The following is a 13,273-nucleotide window of genomic DNA, read 5'->3' as shown; positions in this document are numbered from 1 at the left end:
CCTGTGAAGGTAGCGAGGCAAAATGAAAAAATTGAATTCTGAAAAATTACAAAAAGTATTAGCCAATTTAGGCAATGGTTCTCGTCGTGAGATTGAAGCCATGATCGTTGCTGGCAAAATTAGCGTTGACGGTAAAATAGCAACGCTAGGTGATCGCGTTGACGTCAATGCCAACCCTAAAATTCGCATCAACGGCCACTTAGTCCAGTTAAGAAGCAAAGAAAAAGAAGTCTGTCGCGTACTAGCTTACTATAAACCAGAAGGGGAGATCTGCTCTCGCCATGATCCGCAAGGTCGTGCAAACGTATTTGAACGATTACCACGAATAAAAAACGCACGCTGGATCAATATTGGTCGGCTTGATATTAATACCTCTGGATTATTACTCTTCACCACCGATGGCGAACTAGCTAACCGTCTTATGCACCCAAGGCATGAAATCGAACGGGAATATGCGGTACGAGTATTCGGCAATATTACCGACCAACAACTGAATCAACTTCGCAAAGGTGTACAGCTTGAAGATGGTCCAGCTGCATTTAACTCCATCAAACCACAAGGTGGGGATGGCTTAAATCAGTGGTTCAATGTGGTTATTACTGAAGGTCGCAACCGAGAAGTCCGTCGCATGTGGGAAGCCGTAGGTGTCCAAGTTAGCCGATTACTCCGAATTCGCTATGGAAATATCACCTTACCGAAAGGCTTATCTCGTGGCACATGGATGGAACTAGGCATAGACTCGGTTAATTACTTACGACAATTAGTTGGTTTACCAGAGGAAGTAAAAAGCTTTACCAGCAAATCAACCTCAGAAAAGCGCATTCCAAAACGGGTAAAACTGAATCCAAGAAGGAATAAACGCGTAAGCAAAACTCGCATTTAAAGTGCGATTAACCCTTAAATAAAATATTATTTAAGGGTTAAAAATCAACCCGCCAACCAATCTTAACTTCTTTCATCAAGATGATCCCATTTTATCAATAGACCCATGAACTAAAACAATTATACGCGTAATCTATCTTCAAATTTCTACAACTCTAATCAAAGCAGATTAAATAGTGAAAAGACGATACGTAAGTAAGCTAAAAATAAAGAGAAATGAAAACTATCGTCTATAAACAAAAAAATCCCACAAAAAGTGAGATTTTATAAAAATTTAAAATCAGATTTCTAGGCAATTATTCAAGCCCTAAAACCATTCGCCCATTTTTGGTTGCAACATTCACCACATTATCTAAATCAGTATAACGACAACCCGTCACGAGTAATTTAAGCTCTTCCCACATATTACCGGTTGAAAAAGGTAACATATAATCACTCACATTATCTGTACCGATCGCAACAGGAATACCGGCGGCAGCTAGTTCATCCACAGGTGTTAAAGAATTACGAGTAGGGCCATGTTCTTCACGACGAGGACTATCAATCCAAGCAAATGGACAAGCAATCACCATCATTTTTGCCTCTTTCATTTTTTGATAAAGTTTTTGGCGATATTCCAAACTATGCGCAGTAATCGAAATACTATGAATAGCGACCACCTTACCATGCATACCATGCTCAATAGTTTTATCGGTAAGTTGCTCAGTCTCGATCTCATCTGATGAATTAAATTGATCAACATGCACATGTACCATTTTGCCTAATGATTTACCTGTTTGCATCAACACATCTAAATGGACAAGCCCCATACCTTCACCATGATCACGCTCATCACGACGAGGCAAGCCACCGATAATATCCACTAAATCAGCCCCTTTATCAAACCAATAACGCGCCTCTTTATCAATAACCCCTTTAAGCGTTTGGTTCACTAATTTAATGGTAATATCTTTTTTATACGTCTCACGCGCCCGCAGAGCACCTCGAATCGCCCGTTCCTCAGCAATCGGATCAATATCAACAAACGACCCCATTGCTGACACACCTTGCTCAATCATCCGCTCAACTGCCATGCTAAAATGGCGATAATAATCATCTTCGCTCATAGCGGCTTTTACTTTATCCAGCGTATCCCATTTCTCAATCAACGTCTGTTTTTGATAGACATCAAAACTATCAACCGTAATGGTAAAAGCACGGTCTGCGTGCATATGTGAATTAACCCAACCACCATTTTGCTTAATTTTATTCATCAAATATGCTTTTAAACTTTGATCTCGACTCGTTGATAACAGGGTTTTACTATCGGTCATAATGGGCCTCTATAATTGAGTTACTTTTAAAATTAATTGGACAAAAAAAATCCCCCAAAAAGGAGGATCAAACTACTTTACATTCATTATTGTTTAGGACTGCAAAATTACAATTTGTCATAAATAGTTAACTTTAATCTTGAATAAATTGCAGAGAATTCTAATCATTTGAATGATAAGATCAAGCACTTTAAATTAAAAAATATTTAAACAAATGAAATGGTTAAAGTATTATTTTTGAGATTTTAACCCAACCAAATCACCATACAATAGTCTATAGTTTCTAAACAAATAACCCAAACTTAGCTAACTAATTATTTAATAATAACTAACGAGAGTCGAAAAAATGAGATTAACATTATCAATGTAAAAATAATTGAGGAGTCTATACCGTCACAATATTGTATTGACTGCAAATTTAATAATTTATCAGCACAAAACAATAAAAGGGTTAATTCCAAACTCAACACAGCGCGACCAAATTTAACGCCAATGTTTACTAATCAAGGTGATATTCAGAAAAATTAGTAAAATCTTTAGAAAATGCCAAGTCATAACAATAATAGACAATCATTAAACCCAGTGAACGCCTTCTACACAATATTCTTAATCCCAATAAATAATATCTAAAGACAGCATAAAAGCGTTGAAAACAGATAATCTTTTTAATAAAAAAGTTGAGGAGTGGGGTTTTTGATCTTCTAAATTCCATTTCAAAATTATTTAATGATCAACGTCATTGATTTTAAACTCAAAGATAAAATCTTCAGGATCAATAATCACATTCTTAAAGATTTGTAATTGAAATATCTTTAATTAAAACAACAATTAACCAAATATTATTTTGATCCTTTTTAGATCTTATTTACTAAAGTTAACGCAAATGAGCGAAAAAAAGTGTTGCATCGTGTTTTTCCAATCACTATACTTTTTACACGGTTTTAGTTACGAGGCTAAAACATAACTTAGAAGTGTAAAATTTTAAATAAATCAAAAAACTACTTGACAGGATTGTCGTACATGTTCTATAATTTTCAACAGGCAACAGGCAACAGGCAACTTGGCCAACCTATAATTTAAATTCGTCTAAGTTCAGCTCCCATCTTAAATTTTTTACTGACGTTTATTTTTCTGCGCAATCAAGTGAAATTCTGCGAATTTTCGCGCGATCGCTTCCGCGATCCTCTTTTCGATCGTTTTCCGGATCCATTTTCAGATCCTTTTCGCGATCCTTTTTCGGATCCTGTTTTCGATCCTTTTCTAAATTATCCCGGCAGATTGTTTTTTTCGTGGCTCTTTTCCTTCCTTTTTCGGGTCACGCATTGACATCACAGACAACAGCAAATCAGATACAGGGCACTCCTCCTTATCTGACTTTCGACGGTGGTCGTACACGTGCTGTCGATACTAACGGTCTGCTTGGGATTACACTATCTAACGGAGCTAATTACACGCCTTCTAACAATTCATCATCTACAACCCCAATCGTCTTGCCGGTTGAGGGTCAGAGTTTTGCTGATATTCGTATGTTCGTTCCTACTGATACAAATTCAGTCGCTTTGAGTTCTCTTATTGGTCCTCCTAATAATTATTGGGGTGATGATGATGGTGATGCTGACGTTACTGCTACAGGTTCTTTAAGTTTATCTATCGTCGATAAAAACAATCAATCAGTATCACGTAATTCCGTGCTAACAATTTGTAATGCACCTTATAAGGTTACGTTATCCAGTACTGACGGTACATTATCTACTCGTTACGGTTTTCCTAATCATAGTACTTTCAGTGCAAGTAGTGAGACTTATTACGTCAATCCTAAGGCTGAGTCGGTGGTTTGTTTTGCTAAGCCTAATTTAATGTATGGTAAGCGTGGTGATGATCCTACTTACCCATCTTTTGATTTTGCTGGTCCGTCTTCAATGTGGGACCCAGCTAAGGGTTTTATCCCTCAGTCAACTGACCCGTCACTTTACGGTAGAAATTTTCCTACAACTGGCGCTAATGGATTGTACTTTGATTTAGATATTGGTGGTCGTAGTCAGCCATTGTCTTGGTCTCCTGTTTCTCATGGAGGTATCACTGCTACTATGTCTAATTCTACTGCTACAAGCGTACGCGTTACTTTAACTGGTCCTTACGCTACCATATCCCAGCATAGTTCAGCCAATCCTGGTCGTATTTCTACTCCATCTTTGCCTCAAACCTTCGAGTTGGTCGGTCGTGACAGTCAAGGTACTCCTGTCGTCAAATATGGTTTTACTTTGAAGCAGTGGTTCGTCAACCGAGGTTATAAGGTGGACTATCATTATAATACTGTATCTTGGTGTAATAGTATTGGTTATCGAATGCCTAGCGTAAAGGATTTAACCAATGCATTTTGTCGTGATACAGATTTAGAATGTCAAGGCGCTGTCGGCGCCACCCCTTCTTCCTCTGATAATCATTACATGCGTCATATAGATGCTGGGCTTTTCACGGAGTGGGGTTATATGGAAGATTATTCAGGCGTTGGCTTCTACCGCTATTGGTACTGGGCTAGTGACCCGGTTGGTGGTTATATGGCTATCGTGAGCATACACCAAGGTAATGTGAGTTGGAACCACTACTACAACTACGGACTTTGCTCCTATCCTTAGTTTTTATTTCTTCGTCCTTAATCCTTAGACCGGGGGTGGGGGTGATAAAAAATAGTATTAGGTGATTAAAAGAAAGCTACGATTCAACATCGTTTAGCCATAAAAAAGCGATTTTGTGGCTTAGCGACGTTTGAATTACCCGCCTAGGCGGGTTTATTTTTGCGTTTTTATATCTCAAAAAAAGTTGAGGAGCGGGGTTTTTGAGGTTTTAAATTTCATTTAAAAAATTATTAAAATATCAAAATCACTAAATTTCTAATTCAAATCCCTAAAATAAAATTTTTAAGGATCAATCGCTCTAATTTTAAAGATTTGTAATTGAAATATATTTAATTAAAACAAAATTTAACCGGTTAACTTTCAGGTCCTTTTTAGATCCTGTTTACAAAAGTTAACGCAAATGAGCGAAAAAAAGTGTTGCATCGTGTTTTTCCAATCACTATACTTTTTACACGGTTTTAGCTACAAGGCTAAAATTTGACAGAAAAGTATAAAATTGTAAATTAATCAAAAAATTACTTGACAGGATAGTCTAAAATGCAATATAATTTTCAACAGCCAACAGCCAACAGCCAACCTGCCAAACCTATCTTTTAAATTCGTCTAAGTTCAACTCCTATCTTAAATTTTTAACTAAAACTTATTTTTCCACGCAATCAAGTGAAATTCTGCGAATTTTCGCGCGATCGCTTCCGCGATCCTCTTCTCGATCTTTTTTCCGGTCGTTTTCCGGATCCTCTTTCAGATCCTATTTTCGATCCTTTCCCAAATTATCCCGGCAGATTGTTTTTTTCGTGGCTTTTTTTCTTCCTTTTTCAGGTCACGCATTGACATCACAAACAACTAGAAATGCGATACAGGGTAGTGCACCTTATCTGACTTTCGACGGTGGTCGTACTCGTATTGTTGATACTAACGGTTTGCTTGGGATTACACTATCTGATGGTACACATTATACGCCTTCTACCAATTCATCATCTTCTTCAAGACCTATCGTCTTGCCGGTTGTGGGTCAGAGTTTTGCTGATATTAGTATGTTGGTTCCTACTGATACTAATTCAGTCGATTTAAGTTCTCTTATCGGTCCTCCTAATAATTATTGGGGGGATGATGATGGAGATTCTGGTGTTAGTGCTACTGGTCGTTTAAGTTTATCTATCGTCGATAAAAACGGTCAAACGGTATCACGTAATTCAGTGTTAACGACTTGTAATTCTCCTTACAAGGTTACGTTATCTAGTACTAACGGCACATTATCTACTCGTTACGGATTTCCTAATCGTAGTGATTTCCGTACTAGTAATGTGACTTATTATGTCAATCCTAAAGTTGCGCCTTTGGTTTGTTTTGCCAGACCTAATTTAAAATATGGTAAGCTTGGTGAAGCGTCTTGGGCACCATCTCACGATTTCCGAGGTCCGACTTGGATGTGGGACCCTGCTAAGGGTTTTCTCACACAAAAAACAGACCCTCGCTATTACGGTCAAAACTTTCCTACAACTGGTGCTAATGGATTGTACTTTGATTTAGATATTAGTGGTAGTAGTCAGCCATTGTCTTGGTCTCCAGTTTCTCTGGGTGGTATCACCGTCACAATGTCTAATTCTACTGCTACAAGCGTTCGTGTTACTTTAACTGGTCCTTACGCTACCAAATCCCAGCATAATTCAAACAGTCCTACTCCTATTTCTAAACCTACTTTGCCTCAGACTTTCGAGTTGGTCGGTCGTGATAGTCGAGGTAATGCTGTCGTTAAATATGGTTTTACTTTGAAGCAGTGGTTCGTCAACCGTGGTAATGTGACTGAGTCCAATTATTCTCCTGCTTTATCTTGGTGTAGTCGTATTGGTTATCGAGTACCTAAGGTAAAGGATTTAACTAATGCATCTTGTCGTGGTAGTCATTCAGGCACTAGGTGTCAGGGTTCAGTTGGTGCCACCCCTTCCTCACCTTATAATTATTACCAACGTAGAATTGGTTCAGGCTTTTTCACTGAGTGGGGTTATATGGAAGATTATTCAGGCGTTGGCTTTAAGCGCGCTTTTTACTGGACTAGTGACCCGCATGGTAGAGAGCAGTTTACCGTGAGCTCAAACGACGGTTTTGTGGAGTGGAACAGCGACACCAACTACTACATCTCTGGGCTTTGCGTCTATCCTTAGCTCTTATTTCTTCGTCCTTAATCCTTAGGCCGGGGGTGGGAGTGATAAAAAATAGTATTAAGCAATTAAAAGCAAGCTACGAGCCAACGTCGTTTAGCCATAAAAAGCGATTTTGTGGCTTAGCGATGTTTGAATTACCCGCGGGTTTATTTTTTTATTACAAAAAAAGTTGAGGAGCGGGGTTTTTGGGGTTCTAAATCCTACTTTTTAATATTGTTTTATATGAATAATCCAGCTTTAAGCTGTGGTGTTTAGTTGTGTTTTTATATCAAAAAGTTGAGGATTTTTTGGGGATGAATTTGGTTTTATAAAACTCCCCTCAATTTTAAATGCTGAAATTTTTAAGATGTTTTTAAGTGGCGATATACCACCGATATTGAACAATATCGGTGGCTGGTTTTGTTACATTTTTTCAACCGTTTTAATACCAAGCATATCTAAACCGGTTTTAAGGGTTTTTGCTGTTAAAGATGCCAGTTTTAGACGGCTATGTTTCAAGTCTTCATTTTCGGCTGCCAAAATTGGGCAGTGCTCATAGAAGCTAGAAAATAGGGTGGCGATATCATACAAATAGGCGCATAGCACATGCGGTGTGCCTTCTACAGCAACGGTTGAAACGGTTTCATCAAATTGAATTAATCGAATTGCTAATGTTCGCTCTTTGTCCGTGCCTAAATTGATATTACCAGTTAAGCTATCTTCGTTGATATTTGATTTTCTAAACACCGACAGTACGCGTGTATAGGCATATTGTAGATATGGTGCAGTATTGCCTTCAAATGACAACATGTTATCCCAATCAAAAACATAATCGGTGGTACGATTTTTGGATAGGTCGGCATATTTCACTGCGCCAATCGCTACTGCATCAATCACTTTGGCAAGTTCTGTTGGAGAAAGATCGGGATTTTTACTTTTAATGAGTGCTTCTGCACGCTCTGTAGCTTCGTCAAGCAGGTCGTTTAATTTTACGGTATCACCTGAGCGAGTCTTAAACGGCTTGCCGTCTTTACCTAACATCATTCCAAACATGTGGTGTTCAAGTTTTAAGGATTCTGGTACATATTTCGCTTTATGCACGATATCCCAAACTTGTTCTAGATGTTGGTGTTGACGTGAATCGGTATAATATAAAATACGTTCAGCATGAAGTGTTTCGTAACGATATTTTACACAGGCAATGTCGGTTGTTGCATAAAGATAGCCACCATCACGTTTTTGGATAATAACGCCCATTGGTTCGCCTTCTTTATTTTTATATTCATCTAGAAATACGACGATGGCACCGTCACTTTCAACCGCTAATTTTTTCTGTTTTAGATCGGCAACAATGCCTGGTAGCATACTGTTATAGATGCTTTCGCCCATTGTATCTTCAACCGATAAGGTGACATTAAGGCGTTTATATGTGGCAATGTTTTGTGTCATGGTGATATCCACCAGTTTTCGCCACATTTCACGGCAATATTGATCACCACCTTGAAGTTTTACGACATAATTACGGGCTTTTTCGGCAAAGGCTTCGTCTTCGTCGTAATGTTTTTTTGCTGCGCGATAGAACGATTCTAAATCTGAAAGTTCCATATCGTTGGCATGTTCGTTTTCCATTTTTTCAAGATAGGCGATTAACATCCCAAATTGGGTTCCCCAATCACCAACATGGTTGGCACGGATAACATTATGACCAAGAAAGCTTAATACTCGGACACTAGCATCACCAATAATAGTTGAGCGTAAATGGCCGACGTGCATCTCTTTTGCTACGTTTGGTGCAGAGTAATCAACCACAATAGTTTGTGGTTTGGCTGGTAAAGTAATATTCAGTTTATCACTATTTAGCGCGACTTCGTTTTGTTCAGCAATCCAACTATCTTTTAAAAAGATATTAATAAAACCAGGACCGGCGATCTCGATTTTATCGGCAATATCATCAATATCAAGATGTTGTAAAACTTTTTCAGCTAATGCTCGTGGTGGCATTCCCAATTTTTTAGCGGTAGACATGATACCATTTGCTTGGTAATCACCAAATTGGGCTTTAGCTGATTGCTTGATTAAAGCGTCGCAGTTTTTATCAGCACCCGCCATAATCATTGCTTGAGAAACACGTTGTGTTAATAGTTGTTGAATATTCACACTGAACCTAATCGATTAAAATAAAATGCCCAATATAATACTGATAAATTGATAAATTGTCACTGTGGGATTAGTTAAGGACAAGTAAATAGCTGATTCTTTGATAAACGAAAATTTTTTTATTTAGATGTAATCTATCAACTCAATTATAAAATAGATAAAAAAATAAAGAGAAAACAGGTGCCGAAATTTATTTAACTACCTGATTATCAATATCCTTTTGCTCTTTTCAACTTCGGTGTTTGCTCAAGGTCATCTGCAAGAAATCAGATTCACAATTGACAAAATAGTATGATAATTATGGTGAAAATATCCTTTTGGATGAATATGCAAAACTCACTCCCCCCCTTAAATAAGCAAGAAATCGATTTTCTGATTACAAATGGGGCTAAGCGGGAATTTTATAAAGCTATCAGTTTGATCAAGCGCAGTTACTCTCTTCCAAAATCATAGATAAGTTTGCAGGCAACCGTTGAAGGTAACTATTTACAATTATACCTTCAGCCTCTAAACTAATATCGTTCTCAACGGGGTGCCCTAGTGGGCTGAGAGTGTCAGATTGACTGACATAACTCGTCGAACCTGAACTGGATAATGCCAGCGGAGGGATTTGAGTTATTATATCTGCTCAAACCTTTTGTCTTTTACCTATTTCTTTGGAGGCAAAATGTTTTGTAAAAACTTTTTACTACCTGTTATTTTTCTATTTTCTCTTTTTAGCCCATTAGCCAATGCAGAACTGCCTACTTTGACGGTTTATAGCTATAATTCATTTATGTCACAGTGGGGACCTGGCGAGGCAATCAAAAAAGGGTTTGAAGCCCAATGCAATTGCCAACTTGAGGTTGTGACATTAGGTGATGGTGTGTCGGTTTTAAATCGTATTCGCCTTGAAGGCGATAAAACGAATGCGGATGTTATTTTAGGGTTAGATAACAACCTATTAGAGCAAGCCAAACAAGCGAATATTCTTATTCCTCATCAAATCGCTAAACCCGACAATCTTAACACCAATTGGTGGGATGATAGTTTTATGCCTTATGATTTTGGTTATTTTGCTTTTATCTACAATAATAACAAAGTCAAAAATCCACCTCATTCTTTACATGAACTGGTTGAAAACAAAGCCGGTTGGAAAATCATCTACCAAGATCCAAGAACCAGTACACCAGGACTCGGTTTACTATTTTGGGTAAAAAAAGTTTATGGAGATAAAGCAGCAGAAGCGTGGCAACAAATCGCTAAAAACACGGTGACAGTCACCAAAGGTTGGAGCGAAGCTTATGGTATGTTTTTAAAAGGCGAAGCGGATTTTGTCCTTAGTTACAGTACATCGCCAGTGGCACATATCATTAATGAAAACGAGCATCACTACGAAGCAGCTATTTTTGATGAAGGGCACTATCGTCAAGTTGAAGTAGCCGGAATTATTAAATACAGTCAAGAAATTGACCTAGCGCGCCAATTTTTACGTTATTTGCTGACACCTGAAGTCCAACACCAATTTGCTGAGAAAAATGTGATGTATCCGATTATCAAAACGGATCTACCTAATGCCTTTGCGCAAATTAATTCGGTCAATAAATCGTTAGAATTTGAGCCAGCAGAGATTGAAAAACATCAAAAAGCTTGGATTCGAGAATGGCAATCGGCAATTAGTAAATAGATCCGTATCGCCAATGTTGAAATTTAAATCGTTATTACCCGGAATGAGTGCAGCGAGCTTAATACTCATCATTTTAAGCTCGGCACTTATTGCTATTTGGCGATTTGCCTTAGAGTCAGGAAATTTGACGATTTATCTTGATAGTTATGTGCTTCATATTGTTTGGATCACTTTTTATCAAGCTTTGTTATCGACAATACTTTCGCTGGCATCAGCAATATTAATGGCTAAGGCGCTCTCCTTTATTGATTTTAAAGGTAAAAAGTTACTGATAAAAATAATGCCAATTACCTTTATTTTACCCGCTTTGGTGGTTGTGACAGGGTTGTTGTCGGTATATGGGCAACAAGGTTTACTGGCTTACATTTGCCAAGTACTGCATATCCCATTTTCATTTCCTATTTATGGCTTGCAAGGTATTTTGTTGGCTCATGTTTTTTTGAATTTTCCTTATGCTTGTGTGCTCTTTTACAAAACATTAAACAGTGTTGCTATAGAACAAAGACAGTTAGCGGCACAACTTAATTTTTCAACATTTACCTATTTTAAATTACTTGAATGGCCGTTACTTCGTAGACAAATATTGCCTATGGCAGCACTTATTTTTATGCTCTGTTTTTCGAGTTTTGCCATTGTGCTTGCATTGGGTGGTGGTCCAAAATATACCACGCTGGAAGTGGCTATTTATCAAGCGGTGCGAGACTTTGATCTACTACAAGCCGCATTACTATCTTGTGTGCAGTTGGTTTGCTGTATTGCTTTTATTAGCTTGATGCAGAAAATAAATAGCAATGATAGAAAGCTGAGTGTTAAATTTAGTCACTCCAACTATCAATTACCGATAACCAATTGGTTAAAAATGATTAGTATGATAATTATCGTAATAGGGGGATTATTTATATTGTCCCCGATGATTACTATACTTTTTCAAGGTTTCTATTTTTTTCAAATCTCATTACTCACATCGATGTTGCAACAAGCCTTACTCTATTCAATCCTTATTGCTATAGGTTCGGCTATGATAGCGATCTTTCTTGGATTGCTTTTGCTATGGACCAATTGCCGACTATTGATTAACCAACAACGTCAATTAAGTAATCGGCTTATGATGGTTGCCTCCTTGATATTAGCTATACCAAACATGGTATTAGCATCGGGATTGTTTTTATTGTTATTCGGTTTTAGTCATAACACTGTTTTTATCTGCTTATTAATTATGGTTTGTAATGGGTTAATGGCGCTACCTTTCATCCTTAAAAATTTAGCTACGCCAATGTATGATATTACGGCACGCTATTGGCAATTAACCCAAACCCTTAATATCAATGGTTTAACGCACTTTTATTTGGTCGATTTTAAGGGGTTAAAAAGCCTTATGTTGATGAGTTTTGCCCTTGCTGCCATATTGTCATTGGGCGATTTTGGGGTAATAGCTCTGTTTGGCGGGCAGTCGGTGACCACGTTACCTTATTATTTATATCAACAGATATCGCATTATCATTATCAAGAAAGTATCGTGACAGCGGCGATGTTATTACTTTTATCTTTTAGTTTATTGGTTGTGATGGATTATGATCGAACTTCAAAAAATTGAATATCAATATGACAACTTCAACATGCACTTTACGCTAAATATTGCTGCTAAAGAGCGGGTTGTTATTGTCGGCCCAAGTGGTGCGGGCAAAAGCACCTTACTTAGCTTAATTGCGGGGTTCATCTTTCCTAAATCAGGACAAATCATCTTAAATAACCAAAATGTCACAACAACGTTACCCGGTAAACGCCCGGTATCGATGCTATTTCAACAAAATAACTTATTTAGCCATCTAACGGTTGAACAAAATATTGCTTTAGGCATCAAGCCGACATTAAAACTGAGTCGAGCTGAACAAACGACTATTAATGATATTCTGGTTCGTGTCGGGCTGGAAGGCTTTAACCATCGCTATCCCGAACAGCTATCAGGTGGCCAACGGCAACGCGTGGCACTGGCTCGCTGTCTTATACAACATCGTCCTATATTATTATTAGATGAGCCATTTTCTGCCCTTGACCAGGCTCTGCGCTTTGAAATGTTGGCATTGGTGAATCAGGTTTGTAGTGAATTTAATCTGACCTTAATGATGGTATCGCATTATTTGGATGAGTCACTTAGCCATTTTTCTCGCTGTGTGGTTATTGAAAATGGAAACGTCATTTTTAATGCAGAACCAAAACAGCTAGCTGAAAATCAAGTGATAGCTAAATTGTTAGGGATAAGTTATTATTCATAATTAGTGTCCTCAGTAAAAAAAGTTGAGGAACGGGGTTTTTGGGGTCTAAATTCTGTTTTGAAATATTGCCTCAAATAAGTAATTCCGCTTTAAACTATGGCCTTTTTAGTGGCCGTTTTTTCCATCAAAAAAGTTGAGGAGCGGGGTTTTTGAGGTTTTAAATTTCACTTAAAAACTTTTAAATGATCACAATCACGATTTTAAA

At 37.8% G+C, this 13,273-nt stretch carries 8 protein-coding genes and 1 riboswitch; of the genes, 6 read left to right on the top strand and 2 right to left on the bottom strand.

Features of this window, described 5'->3' with window-relative positions:
• Positions 1 to 22 precede the first annotated feature (22 nt).
• Positions 23 to 883: a 23S rRNA pseudouridine(2605) synthase RluB gene (gene rluB / locus A9G07_RS06610; RefSeq protein WP_065734545.1), complete on the top strand. Its 861-nt coding sequence runs from the start codon at positions 23 to 25 to the stop codon at positions 881 to 883.
• 295 nt (positions 884 to 1,178) lie between these two features.
• On the opposite strand, the gene A9G07_RS06605 is transcribed toward rluB, so the two are convergent.
• Positions 1,179 to 2,195, bottom strand: coding sequence for an amidohydrolase family protein (locus tag A9G07_RS06605; protein WP_065734544.1), 1,017 nt, complete (start codon positions 2,193 to 2,195; stop codon positions 1,179 to 1,181).
• Between the two features lie 1,289 nt (positions 2,196 to 3,484).
• Here A9G07_RS06605 and A9G07_RS06600 point away from each other — a divergent pair.
• Positions 3,485 to 4,831: a hypothetical protein gene (locus A9G07_RS06600; protein WP_065734543.1), complete on the top strand. Its 1,347-nt coding sequence runs from the start codon at positions 3,485 to 3,487 to the stop codon at positions 4,829 to 4,831.
• A gap of 794 nt (positions 4,832 to 5,625) precedes the next feature.
• Entirely contained in the window at positions 5,626 to 6,993 is a 1,368-nt protein-coding gene (locus tag A9G07_RS06595) for a hypothetical protein (RefSeq protein WP_141677485.1), read from the top strand.
• A 402-nt stretch (positions 6,994 to 7,395) separates the two neighbouring features.
• Here the strand turns inward: A9G07_RS06595 and argS are convergent, their stop codons facing one another.
• Entirely contained in the window at positions 7,396 to 9,129 is a 1,734-nt protein-coding gene (gene argS, locus A9G07_RS06590; protein ID WP_065734541.1) for an arginine--tRNA ligase, read from the bottom strand.
• A gap of 518 nt (positions 9,130 to 9,647) precedes the next feature.
• Positions 9,648 to 9,756: riboswitch (TPP riboswitch) on the top strand.
• 40 nt (positions 9,757 to 9,796) lie between these two features.
• On the opposite strand from argS, the gene thiB reads away from it, so the two are divergent.
• The 3 genes from thiB to thiQ are packed head-to-tail and all read left to right on the top strand — an operon-like array spanning position 9,797 to position 13,068.
• Positions 9,797 to 10,795: a thiamine ABC transporter substrate binding subunit gene (gene thiB, locus A9G07_RS06585; protein ID WP_065734540.1), complete on the top strand. Its 999-nt coding sequence runs from the start codon at positions 9,797 to 9,799 to the stop codon at positions 10,793 to 10,795.
• A 13-nt stretch (positions 10,796 to 10,808) separates the two neighbouring features.
• Complete coding sequence (gene thiP, locus A9G07_RS06580) at positions 10,809 to 12,389, top strand: thiamine/thiamine pyrophosphate ABC transporter permease (RefSeq protein ID WP_065734539.1); 1,581 nt, start codon at positions 10,809 to 10,811, stop codon at positions 12,387 to 12,389.
• Entirely contained in the window at positions 12,367 to 13,068 is a 702-nt protein-coding gene (thiQ, locus tag A9G07_RS06575) for a thiamine ABC transporter ATP-binding protein ThiQ (RefSeq protein ID WP_065734538.1), read from the top strand. Before thiP ends, thiQ begins: the two co-directional genes overlap by 23 nt.
• Positions 13,069 to 13,273: the final 205 nt, after the last annotated feature.

It is taken from the genome of Gilliamella sp. wkB72 (genome assembly GCF_001693745.1).
In the GTDB taxonomy this organism is placed as follows: Bacteria; Pseudomonadota; Gammaproteobacteria; order Enterobacterales; family Orbaceae; genus Gilliamella; species Gilliamella apicola_E.
This window is presented reverse-complemented; position numbering and strand designations above follow the sequence as displayed.

Coding starts and splice junctions, on each gene's coding strand:
- rluB (WP_065734545.1), top strand. CDS start 23: ATGAAAAAATTGAATTCTGAAAAATTACAAAAAGTATTAGCCAATTTA.
- thiP (WP_065734539.1), top strand. CDS start 10,809: ATGTTGAAATTTAAATCGTTATTACCCGGAATGAGTGCAGCGAGCTTA.
- A9G07_RS06605 (WP_065734544.1), bottom strand. CDS start 2,195: ATGACCGATAGTAAAACCCTGTTATCAACGAGTCGAGATCAAAGTTTA.
- thiQ (WP_065734538.1), top strand. CDS start 12,367: ATGATCGAACTTCAAAAAATTGAATATCAATATGACAACTTCAACATG.
- thiB (WP_065734540.1), top strand. CDS start 9,797: ATGTTTTGTAAAAACTTTTTACTACCTGTTATTTTTCTATTTTCTCTT.